Genomic DNA, 20,306 nt, shown 5'->3' on the forward strand with positions numbered 1-20,306 from the left:
ATGGACATGACAGTATTGAATGCGAGCGGTGCATTGGCACTTGGTCAACGCATTGTTGTTTCGGTAGATGGTACAATTAAAGTCCTAGAAGACGGCCAGCCATTACAAGCAGGGGATGTCATTCTTGAATCCCAGAGCGAAAACTCTGAATCTCCAATTTCAGTCAAGCGTTTTTCGCCTGAAGATGGCGGTGAAGTTGAACTAGACCAAGACATTGCAAATATCTTTACGGCTTTAGAAGAAGGTCAGGATCCGACGGAGCTAGGCGAAGAATTTGCAACGGCAGCTGGTGAAAGTGGTTCAAGCCTAGTAAGTAGCGGGACTATTGAGCGCGACGGTGAAGAAACCATTCCAGGTACTGAATTTGTAACGACGGGCTTTGAAGCGCTGGGAATGTCTCGTACTCAAAGCTTGAGTCTTCTTGATGCTTTCCGTTCGGTTGACCAACCTAACAATCCTCCTACCTTTGTTGATAACAACAATGACCCTGTTGGCGACACTCTCTCATTTACAACCGATGAAGATACCCCAGTAAACGGAACCCTTTCAGCTTCAGACGAAGACGGTGACTCTCTGTCTTTCACCAAAGCCACTGATCCCTCAAACGGAACTGTTGTTGTCGATGAAAACGGTGACTGGACCTACACACCTAATGAAAACTACAACGGTGATGATAGCTTTACGGTTGTTGTCTCCGACGGCCAAGGTGGCACAGACACTATAACCGTTAATATTGGTGTAGTGGCAAGCGACGACAAAGCGGTCGTGACCCCAAGCCAAGATGGCGACGACGCGGGCGCGGTGCAAGAAGACGTGACCGACCTAGCGACAGGCAAGTTGGACGTGGTTGACCCAGACGCAGGCGAAGCGGTGTTCGTTACGCAAACGAACGTAGCGGATGGCAACTGGGGTAGCTTCAGCATCGATGCGGCGGGCAACTGGACGTACGATCTGAACAACGACCACGCGGATGTACAGGCACTGGACAGCGATAGCGACCCAGTGACACGCGTCATCACGGTGGCAACGGCCGACGGCACGACACACGACGTGACCGTGACCATCACGGGCAGCGACGACAAAGCGGTCGTGACCCCAAGCCAAGATGGCGACGACGCGGGCGCGGTGCAAGAAGACGTGACCGACCTAGCGACAGGCAAGTTGGACGTGGTTGACCCAGACGCAGGCGAAGCGGTGTTCGTTACGCAAACGAACGTAGCGGATGGCAACTGGGGTAGCTTCAGCATCGATGCGGCGGGCAACTGGACGTACGATCTGAACAACGACCACGCGGATGTACAGGCACTGGACAGCGATAGCGACCCAGTGACACGCGTCATCACGGTGGCAACGGCCGACGGCACGACACACGACGTGACCGTGACCATCACGGGCAGCGACGACAAAGCGGTCGTGACCCCAAGCCAAGATGGCGACGACGCGGGCGCGGTGCAAGAAGACGTGACCGACCTAGCGACAGGCAAGTTGGACGTGGTTGACCCAGACGCAGGCGAAGCGGTGTTCGTTACGCAAACGAACGTAGCGGATGGCAACTGGGGTAGCTTCAGCATCGATGCGGCGGGCAACTGGACGTACGATCTGAACAACGACCACGCGGATGTACAGGCACTGGACAGCGATAGCGACCCAGTGACACGCGTCATCACGGTGGCAACGGCCGACGGCACGACACACGACGTGACCGTGACCATCACGGGCAGCGACGACAAAGCGGTCGTGACCCCAAGCCAAGATGGCGACGACGCGGGCGCGGTGCAAGAAGACGTGACCGACCTAGCGACAGGCAAGTTGGACGTGGTTGACCCAGACGCAGGCGAAGCGGTGTTCGTTACGCAAACGAACGTAGCGGATGGCAACTGGGGTAGCTTCAGCATCGATGCGGCGGGCAACTGGACGTACGATCTGAACAACGACCACGCGGATGTACAGGCACTGGACAGCGATAGCGACCCAGTGACACGCGTCATCACGGTGGCAACGGCCGACGGCACGACACACGACGTGACCGTGACCATCACGGGCAGCGACGACAAAGCGGTCGTGACCCCAAGCCAAGATGGCGACGACGCGGGCGCGGTGCAAGAAGACGTGACCGACCTAGCGACAGGCAAGTTGGACGTGGTTGACCCAGACGCAGGCGAAGCGGTGTTCGTTACGCAAACGAACGTAGCGGATGGCAACTGGGGTAGCTTCAGCATCGATGCGGCGGGCAACTGGACGTACGATCTGAACAACGACCACGCGGATGTACAGGCACTGGACAGCGATAGCGACCCAGTGACACGCGTCATCACGGTGGCAACGGCCGACGGCACGACACACGACGTGACCGTGACCATCACGGGCAGCGACGACAAAGCGGTCGTGACCCCAAGCCAAGATGGCGACGACGCGGGCGCGGTGCAAGAAGACGTGACCGACCTAGCGACAGGCAAGTTGGACGTGGTTGACCCAGACGCAGGCGAAGCGGTGTTCGTTACGCAAACGAACGTAGCGGATGGCAACTGGGGTAGCTTCAGCATCGATGCGGCGGGCAACTGGACGTACGATCTGAACAACGACCACGCGGATGTACAGGCACTGGACAGCGATAGCGACCCAGTGACACGCGTCATCACGGTGGCAACGGCCGACGGCACGACACACGACGTGACCGTGACCATCACGGGCAGCGACGACAAAGCGGTCGTGACCCCAAGCCAAGATGGCGACGACGCGGGCGCGGTGCAAGAAGACGTGACCGACCTAGCGACAGGCAAGTTGGACGTGGTTGACCCAGACGCAGGCGAAGCGGTGTTCGTTACGCAAACGAACGTAGCGGATGGCAACTGGGGTAGCTTCAGCATCGATGCGGCGGGCAACTGGACGTACGATCTGAACAACGACCACGCGGATGTACAGGCACTGGACAGCGATAGCGACCCAGTGACACGCGTCATCACGGTGGCAACGGCCGACGGCACGACACACGACGTGACCGTGACCATCACGGGCAGCGACGACAAAGCGGTCGTGACCCCAAGCCAAGATGGCGACGACGCGGGCGCGGTGCAAGAAGACGTGACCGACCTAGCGACAGGCAAGTTGGACGTGGTTGACCCAGACGCAGGCGAAGCGGTGTTCGTTACGCAAACGAACGTAGCGGATGGCAACTGGGGTAGCTTCAGCATCGATGCGGCGGGCAACTGGACGTACGATCTGAACAACGACCACGCGGATGTACAGGCACTGGACAGCGATAGCGACCCAGTGACACGCGTCATCACGGTGGCAACGGCCGACGGCACGACACACGACGTGACCGTGACCATCACGGGCAGCGACGACAAAGCGGTCGTGACCCCAAGCCAAGATGGCGACGACGCGGGCGCGGTGCAAGAAGACGTGACCGACCTAGCGACAGGCAAGTTGGACGTGGTTGACCCAGACGCAGGCGAAGCGGTGTTCGTTACGCAAACGAACGTAGCGGATGGCAACTGGGGTAGCTTCAGCATCGATGCGGCGGGCAACTGGACGTACGATCTGAACAACGACCACGCGGATGTACAGGCACTGGACAGCGATAGCGACCCAGTGACACGCGTCATCACGGTGGCAACGGCCGACGGCACGACACACGACGTGACCGTGACCATCACGGGCAGCGACGACAAAGCGGTCGTGACCCCAAGCCAAGATGGCGACGACGCGGGCGCGGTGCAAGAAGACGTGACCGACCTAGCGACAGGCAAGTTGGACGTGGTTGACCCAGACGCAGGCGAAGCGGTGTTCGTTACGCAAACGAACGTAGCGGATGGCAACTGGGGTAGCTTCAGCATCGATGCGGCGGGCAACTGGACGTACGATCTGAACAACGACCACGCGGATGTACAGGCACTGGACAGCGATAGCGACCCAGTGACACGCGTCATCACGGTGGCAACGGCCGACGGCACGACACACGACGTGACCGTGACCATCACGGGCAGCGACGACAAAGCGGTCGTGACCCCAAGCCAAGATGGCGACGACGCGGGCGCGGTGCAAGAAGACGTGACCGACCTAGCGACAGGCAAGTTGGACGTGGTTGACCCAGACGCAGGCGAAGCGGTGTTCGTTACGCAAACGAACGTAGCGGATGGCAACTGGGGTAGCTTCAGCATCGATGCGGCGGGCAACTGGACGTACGATCTGAACAACGACCACGCGGATGTACAGGCACTGGACAGCGATAGCGACCCAGTGACACGCGTCATCACGGTGGCAACGGCCGACGGCACGACACACGACGTGACCGTGACCATCACGGGCAGCGACGACAAAGCGGTCGTGACCCCAAGCCAAGATGGCGACGACGCGGGCGCGGTGCAAGAAGACGTGACCGACCTAGCGACAGGCAAGTTGGACGTGGTTGACCCAGACGCAGGCGAAGCGGTGTTCGTTACGCAAACGAACGTAGCGGATGGCAACTGGGGTAGCTTCAGCATCGATGCGGCGGGCAACTGGACGTACGATCTGAACAACGACCACGCGGATGTACAGGCACTGGACAGCGATAGCGACCCAGTGACACGCGTCATCACGGTGGCAACGGCCGACGGCACGACACACGACGTGACCGTGACCATCACGGGCAGCGACGACAAAGCGGTCGTGACCCCAAGCCAAGATGGCGACGACGCGGGCGCGGTGCAAGAAGACGTGACCGACCTAGCGACAGGCAAGTTGGACGTGGTTGACCCAGACGCAGGCGAAGCGGTGTTCGTTACGCAAACGAACGTAGCGGATGGCAACTGGGGTAGCTTCAGCATCGATGCGGCGGGCAACTGGACGTACGATCTGAACAACGACCACGCGGATGTACAGGCACTGGACAGCGATAGCGACCCAGTGACACGCGTCATCACGGTGGCAACGGCCGACGGCACGACACACGACGTGACCGTGACCATCACGGGCAGCGACGACAAAGCGGTCGTGACCCCAAGCCAAGATGGCGACGACGCGGGCGCGGTGCAAGAAGACGTGACCGACCTAGCGACAGGCAAGTTGGACGTGGTTGACCCAGACGCAGGCGAAGCGGTGTTCGTTACGCAAACGAACGTAGCGGATGGCAACTGGGGTAGCTTCAGCATCGATGCGGCGGGCAACTGGACGTACGATCTGAACAACGACCACGCGGATGTACAGGCACTGGACAGCGATAGCGACCCAGTGACACGCGTCATCACGGTGGCAACGGCCGACGGCACGACACACGACGTGACCGTGACCATCACGGGCAGCGACGACAAAGCGGTCGTGACCCCAAGCCAAGATGGCGACGACGCGGGCGCGGTGCAAGAAGACGTGACCGACCTAGCGACAGGCAAGTTGGACGTGGTTGACCCAGACGCAGGCGAAGCGGTGTTCGTTACGCAAACGAACGTAGCGGATGGCAACTGGGGTAGCTTCAGCATCGATGCGGCGGGCAACTGGACGTACGATCTGAACAACGACCACGCGGATGTACAGGCACTGGACAGCGATAGCGACCCAGTGACACGCGTCATCACGGTGGCAACGGCCGACGGCACGACACACGACGTGACCGTGACCATCACGGGCAGCGACGACAAAGCGGTCGTGACCCCAAGCCAAGATGGCGACGACGCGGGCGCGGTGCAAGAAGACGTGACCGACCTAGCGACAGGCAAGTTGGACGTGGTTGACCCAGACGCAGGCGAAGCGGTGTTCGTTACGCAAACGAACGTAGCGGATGGCAACTGGGGTAGCTTCAGCATCGATGCGGCGGGCAACTGGACGTACGATCTGAACAACGACCACGCGGATGTACAGGCACTGGACAGCGATAGCGACCCAGTGACACGCGTCATCACGGTGGCAACGGCCGACGGCACGACACACGACGTGACCGTGACCATCACGGGCAGCGACGACAAAGCGGTCGTGACCCCAAGCCAAGATGGCGACGACGCGGGCGCGGTGCAAGAAGACGTGACCGACCTAGCGACAGGCAAGTTGGACGTGGTTGACCCAGACGCAGGCGAAGCGGTGTTCGTTACGCAAACGAACGTAGCGGATGGCAACTGGGGTAGCTTCAGCATCGATGCGGCGGGCAACTGGACGTACGATCTGAACAACGACCACGCGGATGTACAGGCACTGGACAGCGATAGCGACCCAGTGACACGCGTCATCACGGTGGCAACGGCCGACGGCACGACACACGACGTGACCGTGACCATCACGGGCAGCGACGACAAAGCGGTCGTGACCCCAAGCCAAGATGGCGACGACGCGGGCGCGGTGCAAGAAGACGTGACCGACCTAGCGACAGGCAAGTTGGACGTGGTTGACCCAGACGCAGGCGAAGCGGTGTTCGTTACGCAAACGAACGTAGCGGATGGCAACTGGGGTAGCTTCAGCATCGATGCGGCGGGCAACTGGACGTACGATCTGAACAACGACCACGCGGATGTACAGGCACTGGACAGCGATAGCGACCCAGTGACACGCGTCATCACGGTGGCAACGGCCGACGGCACGACACACGACGTGACCGTGACCATCACGGGCAGCGACGACAAAGCGGTCGTGACCCCAAGCCAAGATGGCGACGACGCGGGCGCGGTGCAAGAAGACGTGACCGACCTAGCGACAGGCAAGTTGGACGTGGTTGACCCAGACGCAGGCGAAGCGGTGTTCGTTACGCAAACGAACGTAGCGGATGGCAACTGGGGTAGCTTCAGCATCGATGCGGCGGGCAACTGGACGTACGATCTGAACAACGACCACGCGGATGTACAGGCACTGGACAGCGATAGCGACCCAGTGACACGCGTCATCACGGTGGCAACGGCCGACGGCACGACACACGACGTGACCGTGACCATCACGGGCAGCGACGACAAAGCGGTCGTGACCCCAAGCCAAGATGGCGACGACGCGGGCGCGGTGCAAGAAGACGTGACCGACCTAGCGACAGGCAAGTTGGACGTGGTTGACCCAGACGCAGGCGAAGCGGTGTTCGTTACGCAAACGAACGTAGCGGATGGCAACTGGGGTAGCTTCAGCATCGATGCGGCGGGCAACTGGACGTACGATCTGAACAACGACCACGCGGATGTACAGGCACTGGACAGCGATAGCGACCCAGTGACACGCGTCATCACGGTGGCAACGGCCGACGGCACGACACACGACGTGACCGTGACCATCACGGGCAGCGACGACAAAGCGGTCGTGACCCCAAGCCAAGATGGCGACGACGCGGGCGCGGTGCAAGAAGACGTGACCGACCTAGCGACAGGCAAGTTGGACGTGGTTGACCCAGACGCAGGCGAAGCGGTGTTCGTTACGCAAACGAACGTAGCGGATGGCAACTGGGGTAGCTTCAGCATCGATGCGGCGGGCAACTGGACGTACGATCTGAACAACGACCACGCGGATGTACAGGCACTGGACAGCGATAGCGACCCAGTGACACGCGTCATCACGGTGGCAACGGCCGACGGCACGACACACGACGTGACCGTGACCATCACGGGCAGCGACGACAAAGCGGTCGTGACCCCAAGCCAAGATGGCGACGACGCGGGCGCGGTGCAAGAAGACGTGACCGACCTAGCGACAGGCAAGTTGGACGTGGTTGACCCAGACGCAGGCGAAGCGGTGTTCGTTACGCAAACGAACGTAGCGGATGGCAACTGGGGTAGCTTCAGCATCGATGCGGCGGGCAACTGGACGTACGATCTGAACAACGACCACGCGGATGTACAGGCACTGGACAGCGATAGCGACCCAGTGACACGCGTCATCACGGTGGCAACGGCCGACGGCACGACACACGACGTGACCGTGACCATCACGGGCAGCGACGACAAAGCGGTCGTGACCCCAAGCCAAGATGGCGACGACGCGGGCGCGGTGCAAGAAGACGTGACCGACCTAGCGACAGGCAAGTTGGACGTGGTTGACCCAGACGCAGGCGAAGCGGTGTTCGTTACGCAAACGAACGTAGCGGATGGCAACTGGGGTAGCTTCAGCATCGATGCGGCGGGCAACTGGACGTACGATCTGAACAACGACCACGCGGATGTACAGGCACTGGACAGCGATAGCGACCCAGTGACACGCGTCATCACGGTGGCAACGGCCGACGGCACGACACACGACGTGACCGTGACCATCACGGGCAGCGACGACAAAGCGGTCGTGACCCCAAGCCAAGATGGCGACGACGCGGGCGCGGTGCAAGAAGACGTGACCGACCTAGCGACAGGCAAGTTGGACGTGGTTGACCCAGACGCAGGCGAAGCGGTGTTCGTTACGCAAACGAACGTAGCGGATGGCAACTGGGGTAGCTTCAGCATCGATGCGGCGGGCAACTGGACGTACGATCTGAACAACGACCACGCGGATGTACAGGCACTGGACAGCGATAGCGACCCAGTGACACGCGTCATCACGGTGGCAACGGCCGACGGCACGACACACGACGTGACCGTGACCATCACGGGCAGCGACGACAAAGCGGTCGTGACCCCAAGCCAAGATGGCGACGACGCGGGCGCGGTGCAAGAAGACGTGACCGACCTAGCGACAGGCAAGTTGGACGTGGTTGACCCAGACGCAGGCGAAGCGGTGTTCGTTACGCAAACGAACGTAGCGGATGGCAACTGGGGTAGCTTCAGCATCGATGCGGCGGGCAACTGGACGTACGATCTGAACAACGACCACGCGGATGTACAGGCACTGGACAGCGATAGCGACCCAGTGACACGCGTCATCACGGTGGCAACGGCCGACGGCACGACACACGACGTGACCGTGACCATCACGGGCAGCGACGACAAAGCGGTCGTGACCCCAAGCCAAGATGGCGACGACGCGGGCGCGGTGCAAGAAGACGTGACCGACCTAGCGACAGGCAAGTTGGACGTGGTTGACCCAGACGCAGGCGAAGCGGTGTTCGTTACGCAAACGAACGTAGCGGATGGCAACTGGGGTAGCTTCAGCATCGATGCGGCGGGCAACTGGACGTACGATCTGAACAACGACCACGCGGATGTACAGGCACTGGACAGCGATAGCGACCCAGTGACACGCGTCATCACGGTGGCAACGGCCGACGGCACGACACACGACGTGACCGTGACCATCACGGGCAGCGACGACAAAGCGGTCGTGACCCCAAGCCAAGATGGCGACGACGCGGGCGCGGTGCAAGAAGACGTGACCGACCTAGCGACAGGCAAGTTGGACGTGGTTGACCCAGACGCAGGCGAAGCGGTGTTCGTTACGCAAACGAACGTAGCGGATGGCAACTGGGGTAGCTTCAGCATCGATGCGGCGGGCAACTGGACGTACGATCTGAACAACGACCACGCGGATGTACAGGCACTGGACAGCGATAGCGACCCAGTGACACGCGTCATCACGGTGGCAACGGCCGACGGCACGACACACGACGTGACCGTGACCATCACGGGCAGCGACGACAAAGCGGTCGTGACCCCAAGCCAAGATGGCGACGACGCGGGCGCGGTGCAAGAAGACGTGACCGACCTAGCGACAGGCAAGTTGGACGTGGTTGACCCAGACGCAGGCGAAGCGGTGTTCGTTACGCAAACGAACGTAGCGGATGGCAACTGGGGTAGCTTCAGCATCGATGCGGCGGGCAACTGGACGTACGATCTGAACAACGACCACGCGGATGTACAGGCACTGGACAGCGATAGCGACCCAGTGACACGCGTCATCACGGTGGCAACGGCCGACGGCACGACACACGACGTGACCGTGACCATCACGGGCAGCGACGACAAAGCGGTCGTGACCCCAAGCCAAGATGGCGACGACGCGGGCGCGGTGCAAGAAGACGTGACCGACCTAGCGACAGGCAAGTTGGACGTGGTTGACCCAGACGCAGGCGAAGCGGTGTTCGTTACGCAAACGAACGTAGCGGATGGCAACTGGGGTAGCTTCAGCATCGATGCGGCGGGCAACTGGACGTACGATCTGAACAACGACCACGCGGATGTACAGGCACTGGACAGCGATAGCGACCCAGTGACACGCGTCATCACGGTGGCAACGGCCGACGGCACGACACACGACGTGACCGTGACCATCACGGGCAGCGACGACAAAGCGGTCGTGACCCCAAGCCAAGATGGCGACGACGCGGGCGCGGTGCAAGAAGACGTGACCGACCTAGCGACAGGCAAGTTGGACGTGGTTGACCCAGACGCAGGCGAAGCGGTGTTCGTTACGCAAACGAACGTAGCGGATGGCAACTGGGGTAGCTTCAGCATCGATGCGGCGGGCAACTGGACGTACGATCTGAACAACGACCACGCGGATGTACAGGCACTGGACAGCGATAGCGACCCAGTGACACGCGTCATCACGGTGGCAACGGCCGACGGCACGACACACGACGTGACCGTGACCATCACGGGCAGCGACGACAAAGCGGTCGTGACCCCAAGCCAAGATGGCGACGACGCGGGCGCGGTGCAAGAAGACGTGACCGACCTAGCGACAGGCAAGTTGGACGTGGTTGACCCAGACGCAGGCGAAGCGGTGTTCGTTACGCAAACGAACGTAGCGGATGGCAACTGGGGTAGCTTCAGCATCGATGCGGCGGGCAACTGGACGTACGATCTGAACAACGACCACGCGGATGTACAGGCACTGGACAGCGATAGCGACCCAGTGACACGCGTCATCACGGTGGCAACGGCCGACGGCACGACACACGACGTGACCGTGACCATCACGGGCAGCGACGACAAAGCGGTCGTGACCCCAAGCCAAGATGGCGACGACGCGGGCGCGGTGCAAGAAGACGTGACCGACCTAGCGACAGGCAAGTTGGACGTGGTTGACCCAGACGCAGGCGAAGCGGTGTTCGTTACGCAAACGAACGTAGCGGATGGCAACTGGGGTAGCTTCAGCATCGATGCGGCGGGCAACTGGACGTACGATCTGAACAACGACCACGCGGATGTACAGGCACTGGACAGCGATAGCGACCCAGTGACACGCGTCATCACGGTGGCAACGGCCGACGGCACGACACACGACGTGACCGTGACCATCACGGGCAGCGACGACAAAGCGGTCGTGACCCCAAGCCAAGATGGCGACGACGCGGGCGCGGTGCAAGAAGACGTGACCGACCTAGCGACAGGCAAGTTGGACGTGGTTGACCCAGACGCAGGCGAAGCGGTGTTCGTTACGCAAACGAACGTAGCGGATGGCAACTGGGGTAGCTTCAGCATCGATGCGGCGGGCAACTGGACGTACGATCTGAACAACGACCACGCGGATGTACAGGCACTGGACAGCGATAGCGACCCAGTGACACGCGTCATCACGGTGGCAACGGCCGACGGCACGACACACGACGTGACCGTGACCATCACGGGCAGCGACGACAAAGCGGTCGTGACCCCAAGCCAAGATGGCGACGACGCGGGCGCGGTGCAAGAAGACGTGACCGACCTAGCGACAGGCAAGTTGGACGTGGTTGACCCAGACGCAGGCGAAGCGGTGTTCGTTACGCAAACGAACGTAGCGGATGGCAACTGGGGTAGCTTCAGCATCGATGCGGCGGGCAACTGGACGTACGATCTGAACAACGACCACGCGGATGTACAGGCACTGGACAGCGATAGCGACCCAGTGACACGCGTCATCACGGTGGCAACGGCCGACGGCACGACACACGACGTGACCGTGACCATCACGGGCAGCGACGACAAAGCGGTCGTGACCCCAAGCCAAGATGGCGACGACGCGGGCGCGGTGCAAGAAGACGTGACCGACCTAGCGACAGGCAAGTTGGACGTGGTTGACCCAGACGCAGGCGAAGCGGTGTTCGTTACGCAAACGAACGTAGCGGATGGCAACTGGGGTAGCTTCAGCATCGATGCGGCGGGCAACTGGACGTACGATCTGAACAACGACCACGCGGATGTACAGGCACTGGACAGCGATAGCGACCCAGTGACACGCGTCATCACGGTGGCAACGGCCGACGGCACGACACACGACGTGACCGTGACCATCACGGGCAGCGACGACAAAGCGGTCGTGACCCCAAGCCAAGATGGCGACGACGCGGGCGCGGTGCAAGAAGACGTGACCGACCTAGCGACAGGCAAGTTGGACGTGGTTGACCCAGACGCAGGCGAAGCGGTGTTCGTTACGCAAACGAACGTAGCGGATGGCAACTGGGGTAGCTTCAGCATCGATGCGGCGGGCAACTGGACGTACGATCTGAACAACGACCACGCGGATGTACAGGCACTGGACAGCGATAGCGACCCAGTGACACGCGTCATCACGGTGGCAACGGCCGACGGCACGACACACGACGTGACCGTGACCATCACGGGCAGCGACGACAAAGCGGTCGTGACCCCAAGCCAAGATGGCGACGACGCGGGCGCGGTGCAAGAAGACGTGACCGACCTAGCGACAGGCAAGTTGGACGTGGTTGACCCAGACGCAGGCGAAGCGGTGTTCGTTACGCAAACGAACGTAGCGGATGGCAACTGGGGTAGCTTCAGCATCGATGCGGCGGGCAACTGGACGTACGATCTGAACAACGACCACGCGGATGTACAGGCACTGGACAGCGATAGCGACCCAGTGACACGCGTCATCACGGTGGCAACGGCCGACGGCACGACACACGACGTGACCGTGACCATCACGGGCAGCGACGACAAAGCGGTCGTGACCCCAAGCCAAGATGGCGACGACGCGGGCGCGGTGCAAGAAGACGTGACCGACCTAGCGACAGGCAAGTTGGACGTGGTTGACCCAGACGCAGGCGAAGCGGTGTTCGTTACGCAAACGAACGTAGCGGATGGCAACTGGGGTAGCTTCAGCATCGATGCGGCGGGCAACTGGACGTACGATCTGAACAACGACCACGCGGATGTACAGGCACTGGACAGCGATAGCGACCCAGTGACACGCGTCATCACGGTGGCAACGGCCGACGGCACGACACACGACGTGACCGTGACCATCACGGGCAGCGACGACAAAGCGGTCGTGACCCCAAGCCAAGATGGCGACGACGCGGGCGCGGTGCAAGAAGACGTGACCGACCTAGCGACAGGCAAGTTGGACGTGGTTGACCCAGACGCAGGCGAAGCGGTGTTCGTTACGCAAACGAACGTAGCGGATGGCAACTGGGGTAGCTTCAGCATCGATGCGGCGGGCAACTGGACGTACGATCTGAACAACGACCACGCGGATGTACAGGCACTGGACAGCGATAGCGACCCAGTGACACGCGTCATCACGGTGGCAACGGCCGACGGCACGACACACGACGTGACCGTGACCATCACGGGCAGCGACGACAAAGCGGTCGTGACCCCAAGCCAAGATGGCGACGACGCGGGCGCGGTGCAAGAAGACGTGACCGACCTAGCGACAGGCAAGTTGGACGTGGTTGACCCAGACGCAGGCGAAGCGGTGTTCGTTACGCAAACGAACGTAGCGGATGGCAACTGGGGTAGCTTCAGCATCGATGCGGCGGGCAACTGGACGTACGATCTGAACAACGACCACGCGGATGTACAGGCACTGGACAGCGATAGCGACCCAGTGACACGCGTCATCACGGTGGCAACGGCCGACGGCACGACACACGACGTGACCGTGACCATCACGGGCAGCGACGACAAAGCGGTCGTGACCCCAAGCCAAGATGGCGACGACGCGGGCGCGGTGCAAGAAGACGTGACCGACCTAGCGACAGGCAAGTTGGACGTGGTTGACCCAGACGCAGGCGAAGCGGTGTTCGTTACGCAAACGAACGTAGCGGATGGCAACTGGGGTAGCTTCAGCATCGATGCGGCGGGCAACTGGACGTACGATCTGAACAACGACCACGCGGATGTACAGGCACTGGACAGCGATAGCGACCCAGTGACACGCGTCATCACGGTGGCAACGGCCGACGGCACGACACACGACGTGACCGTGACCATCACGGGCAGCGACGACAAAGCGGTCGTGACCCCAAGCCAAGATGGCGACGACGCGGGCGCGGTGCAAGAAGACGTGACCGACCTAGCGACAGGCAAGTTGGACGTGGTTGACCCAGACGCAGGCGAAGCGGTGTTCGTTACGCAAACGAACGTAGCGGATGGCAACTGGGGTAGCTTCAGCATCGATGCGGCGGGCAACTGGACGTACGATCTGAACAACGACCACGCGGATGTACAGGCACTGGACAGCGATAGCGACCCAGTGACACGCGTCATCACGGTGGCAACGGCCGACGGCACGACACACGACGTGACCGTGACCATCACGGGCAGCGACGACAAAGCGGTCGTGACCCCAAGCCAAGATGGCGACGACGCGGGCGCGGTGCAAGAAGACGTGACCGACCTAGCGACAGGCAAGTTGGACGTGGTTGACCCAGACGCAGGCGAAGCGGTGTTCGTTACGCAAACGAACGTAGCGGATGGCAACTGGGGTAGCTTCAGCATCGATGCGGCGGGCAACTGGACGTACGATCTGAACAACGACCACGCGGATGTACAGGCACTGGACAGCGATAGCGACCCAGTGACACGCGTCATCACGGTGGCAACGGCCGACGGCACGACACACGACGTGACCGTGACCATCACGGGCAGCGACGACAAAGCGGTCGTGACCCCAAGCCAAGATGGCGACGACGCGGGCGCGGTGCAAGAAGACGTGACCGACCTAGCGACAGGCAAGTTGGACGTGGTTGACCCAGACGCAGGCGAAGCGGTGTTCGTTACGCAAACGAACGTAGCGGATGGCAACTGGGGTAGCTTCAGCATCGATGCGGCGGGCAACTGGACGTACGATCTGAACAACGACCACGCGGATGTACAGGCACTGGACAGCGATAGCGACCCAGTGACACGCGTCATCACGGTGGCAACGGCCGACGGCACGACACACGACGTGACCGTGACCATCACGGGCAGCGACGACAAAGCGGTCGTGACCCCAAGCCAAGATGGCGACGACGCGGGCGCGGTGCAAGAAGACGTGACCGACCTAGCGACAGGCAAGTTGGACGTGGTTGACCCAGACGCAGGCGAAGCGGTGTTCGTTACGCAAACGAACGTAGCGGATGGCAACTGGGGTAGCTTCAGCATCGATGCGGCGGGCAACTGGACGTACGATCTGAACAACGACCACGCGGATGTACAGGCACTGGACAGCGATAGCGACCCAGTGACACGCGTCATCACGGTGGCAACGGCCGACGGCACGACACACGACGTGACCGTGACCATCACGGGCAGCGACGACAAAGCGGTCGTGACCCCAAGCCAAGATGGCGACGACGCGGGCGCGGTGCAAGAAGACGTGACCGACCTAGCGACAGGCAAGTTGGACGTGGTTGACCCAGACGCAGGCGAAGCGGTGTTCGTTACGCAAACGAACGTAGCGGATGGCAACTGGGGTAGCTTCAGCATCGATGCGGCGGGCAACTGGACGTACGATCTGAACAACGACCACGCGGATGTACAGGCACTGGACAGCGATAGCGACCCAGTGACACGCGTCATCACGGTGGCAACGGCCGACGGCACGACACACGACGTGACCGTGACCATCACGGGCAGCGACGACAAAGCGGTCGTGACCCCAAGCCAAGATGGCGACGACGCGGGCGCGGTGCAAGAAGACGTGACCGACCTAGCGACAGGCAAGTTGGACGTGGTTGACCCAGACGCAGGCGAAGCGGTGTTCGTTACGCAAACGAACGTAGCGGATGGCAACTGGGGTAGCTTCAGCATCGATGCGGCGGGCAACTGGACGTACGATCTGAACAACGACCACGCGGATGTACAGGCACTGGACAGCGATAGCGACCCAGTGACACGCGTCATCACGGTGGCAACGGCCGACGGCACGACACACGACGTGACCGTGACCATCACGGGCAGCGACGACAAAGCGGTCGTGACCCCAAGCCAAGATGGCGACGACGCGGGCGCGGTGCAAGAAGACGTGACCGACCTAGCGACAGGCAAGTTGGACGTGGTTGACCCAGACGCAGGCGAAGCGGTGTTCGTTACGCAAACGAACGTAGCGGATGGCAACTGGGGTAGCTTCAGCATCGATGCGGCGGGCAACTGGACGTACGATCTGAACAACGACCACGCGGATGTACAGGCACTGGACAGCGATAGCGACCCAGTGACACGCGTCATCACGGTGGCAACGGCCGACGGCACGACACACGACGTGACCGTGACCATCACGGGCAGCGACGACAAAGCGGTCGTGACCCCAAGCCAAGATGGCGACGACGCGGGCGCGGTGCAAGAAGACGTGACCGACCTAGCGACAGGCAAGTTGGACGTGGTTGACCCAGACGCAGGCGAAGCGGTGTTCGTTACGCAAACGAACGTAGCGGATGGCAACTGGGGTAGCTTCAGCATCGATGCGGCGGGCAACTGGACGTACGATCTGAACAACGACCACGCGGATGTACAGGCACTGGACAGCGATAGCGACCCAGTGACACGCGTCATCACGGTGGCAACGGCCGACGGCACGACACACGACGTGACCGTGACCATCACGGGCAGCGACGACAAAGCGGTCGTGACCCCAAGCCAAGATGGCGACGACGCGGGCGCGGTGCAAGAAGACGTGACCGACCTAGCGACAGGCAAGTTGGACGTGGTTGACCCAGACGCAGGCGAAGCGGTGTTCGTTACGCAAACGAACGTAGCGGATGGCAACTGGGGTAGCTTCAGCATCGATGCGGCGGGCAACTGGACGTACGATCTGAACAACGACCACGCGGATGTACAGGCACTGGACAGCGATAGCGACCCAGTGACACGCGTCATCACGGTGGCAACGGCCGACGGCACGACACACGACGTGACCGTGACCATCACGGGCAGCGACGACAAAGCGGTCGTGACCCCAAGCCAAGATGGCGACGACGCGGGCGCGGTGCAAGAAGACGTGACCGACCTAGCGACAGGCAAGTTGGACGTGGTTGACCCAGACGCAGGCGAAGCGGTGTTCGTTACGCAAACGAACGTAGCGGATGGCAACTGGGGTAGCTTCAGCATCGATGCGGCGGGCAACTGGACGTACGATCTGAACAACGACCACGCGGATGTACAGGCACTGGACAGCGATAGCGACCCAGTGACACGCGTCATCACGGTGGCAACGGCCGACGGCACGACACACGACGTGACCGTGACCATCACGGGCAGCGACGACAAAGCGGTCGTGACCCCAAGCCAAGATGGCGACGACGCGGGCGCGGTGCAAGAAGACGTGACCGACCTAGCGACAGGCAAGTTGGACGTGGTTGACCCAGACGCAGGCGAAGCGGTGTTCGTTACGCAAACGAACGTAGCGGATGGCAACTGGGGTAGCTTCAGCATCGATGCGGCGGGCAACTGGACGTACGATCTGAACAACGACCACGCGGATGTACAGGCACTGGACAGCGATAGCGACCCAGTGACACGCGTCATCACGGTGGCAACGGCCGACGGCACGACACACGACGTGACCGTGACCATCACGGGCAGCGACGACAAAGCGGTCGTGACCCCAAGCCAAGATGGCGACGACGCGGGCGCGGTGCAAGAAGACGTGACCGACCTAGCGACAGGCAAGTTGGACGTGGTTGACCCAGACGCAGGCGAAGCGGTGTTCGTTACGCAAACGAACGTAGCGGATGGCAACTGGGGTAGCTTCAGCATCGATGCGGCGGGCAACTGGACGTACGATCTGAACAACGACCACGCGGATGTACAGGCACTGGACAGCGATAGCGACCCAGTGACACGCGTCATCACGGTGGCAACGGCCGACGGCACGACACACGACGTGACCGTGACCATCACGGGCAGCGACGACAAAGCGGTCGTGACCCCAAGCCAAGATGGCGACGACGCGGGCGCGGTGCAAGAAGACGTGACCGACCTAGCGACAGGCAAGTTGGACGTGGTTGACCCAGACGCAGGCGAAGCGGTGTTCGTTACGCAAACGAACGTAGCGGATGGCAACTGGGGTAGCTTCAGCATCGATGCGGCGGGCAACTGGACGTACGATCTGAACAACGACCACGCGGATGTACAGGCACTGGACAGCGATAGCGACCCAGTGACACGCGTCATCACGGTGGCAACGGCCGACGGCACGACACACGACGTGACCGTGACCATCACGGGCAGCGACGACAAAGCGGTCGTGACCCCAAGCCAAGATGGCGACGACGCGGGCGCGGTGCAAGAAGACGTGACCGACCTAGCGACAGGCAAGTTGGACGTGGTTGACCCAGACGCAGGCGAAGCGGTGTTCGTTACGCAAACGAACGTAGCGGATGGCAACTGGGGTAGCTTCAGCATCGATGCGGCGGGCAACTGGACGTACGATCTGAACAACGACCACGCGGATGTACAGGCACTGGACAGCGATAGCGACCCAGTGACACGCGTCATCACGGTGGCAACGGCCGACGGCACGACACACGACGTGACCGTGACCATCACGGGCAGCGACGACAAAGCGGTCGTGACCCCAAGCCAAGATGGCGACGACGCGGGCGCGGTGCAAGAAGACGTGACCGACCTAGCGACAGGCAAGTTGGACGTGGTTGACCCAGACGCAGGCGAAGCGGTGTTCGTTACGCAAACGAACGTAGCGGATGGCAACTGGGGTAGCTTCAGCATCGATGCGGCGGGCAACTGGACGTACGATCTGAACAACGACCACGCGGATGTACAGGCACTGGACAGCGATAGCGACCCAGTGACACGCGTCATCACGGTGGCAACGGCCGACGGCACGACACACGACGTGACCGTGACCATCACGGGCAGCGACGACAAAGCGGTCGTGACCCCAAGCCAAGATGGCGACGACGCGGGCGCGGTGCAAGAAGACGTGACCGACCTAGCGACAGGCAAGTTGGACGTGGTTGACCCAGACGCAGGCGAAGCGGTGTTCGTTACGCAAACGAACGTAGCGGATGGCAACTGGGGTAGCTTCAGCATCGATGCGGCGGGCAACTGGACGTACGATCTGAACAACGACCACGCGGATGTACAGGCACTGGACAGCGATAGCGACCCAGTGACACGCGTCATCACGGTGGCAACGGCCGACGGCACGACACACGACGTGACCGTGACCATCACGGGCAGCGACGACAAAGCGGTCGTGACCCCAAGCCAAGATGGCGACGACGCGGGCGCGGTGCAAGAAGACGTGACCGACCTAGCGACAGGCAAGTTGGACGTGGTTGACCCAGACGCAGGCGAAGCGGTGTTCGTTACGCAAACGAACGTAGCGGATGGCAACTGGGGTAGCTTCAGCATCGATGCGGCGGGCAACTGGACGTACGATCTGAACAACGACCACGCGGATGTACAGGCACTGGACAGCGATAGCGACCCAGTGACACGCGTCATCACGGTGGCAACGGCCGACGGCACGACACACGACGTGACCGTGACCATCACGGGCAGCGACGACAAAGCGGTCGTGACCCCAAGCCAAGATGGCGACGACGCGGGCGCGGTGCAAGAAGACGTGACCGACCTAGCGACAGGCAAGTTGGACGTGGTTGACCCAGACGCAGGCGAAGCGGTGTTCGTTACGCAAACGAACGTAGCGGATGGCAACTGGGGTAGCTTCAGCATCGATGCGGCGGGCAACTGGACGTACGATCTGAACAACGACCACGCGGATGTACAGGCACTGGACAGCGATAGCGACCCAGTGACACGCGTCATCACGGTGGCAACGGCCGACGGCACGACACACGACGTGACCGTGACCATCACGGGCAGCGACGACAAAGCGGTCGTGACCCCAAGCCAAGATGGCGACGACGCGGGCGCGGTGCAAGAAGACGTGACCGACCTAGCGACAGGCAAGTTGGACGTGGTTGACCCAGACGCAGGCGAAGCGGTGTTCGTTACGCAAACGAACGTAGCGGATGGCAACTGGGGTAGCTTCAGCATCGATGCGGCGGGCAACTGGACGTACGATCTGAACAACGACCACGCGGATGTACAGGCACTGGACAGCGATAGCGACCCAGTGACACGCGTCATCACGGTGGCAACGGCCGACGGCACGACACACGACGTGACCGTGACCATCACGGGCAGCGACGACAAAGCGGTCGTGACCCCAAGCCAAGATGGCGACGACGCGGGCGCGGTGCAAGAAGACGTGACCGACCTAGCGACAGGCAAGTTGGACGTGGTTGACCCAGACGCAGGCGA

The 20,306-nt window shown here is 61.5% G+C and carries 1 protein-coding gene (only partly in view); it reads left to right on the forward strand.

The genetic code is table 11. From position 1 onward, the window contains the following. Positions 1-20,306, forward strand: partial view of a VCBS domain-containing protein gene (locus OCW38_RS06815; RefSeq protein ID WP_315974570.1) — the 5' portion only. Its footprint extends 14,503 nt past the window's final position; the window shows 20,306 of its 34,809 coding nt (coding positions 1-20,306); the start codon lies at positions 1-3; the stop codon falls past the right edge of the window.

Source organism: Vibrio cyclitrophicus (assembly GCF_024347435.1).
In the GTDB taxonomy this organism is placed as follows: Bacteria; Pseudomonadota; Gammaproteobacteria; order Enterobacterales; family Vibrionaceae; genus Vibrio; species Vibrio cyclitrophicus.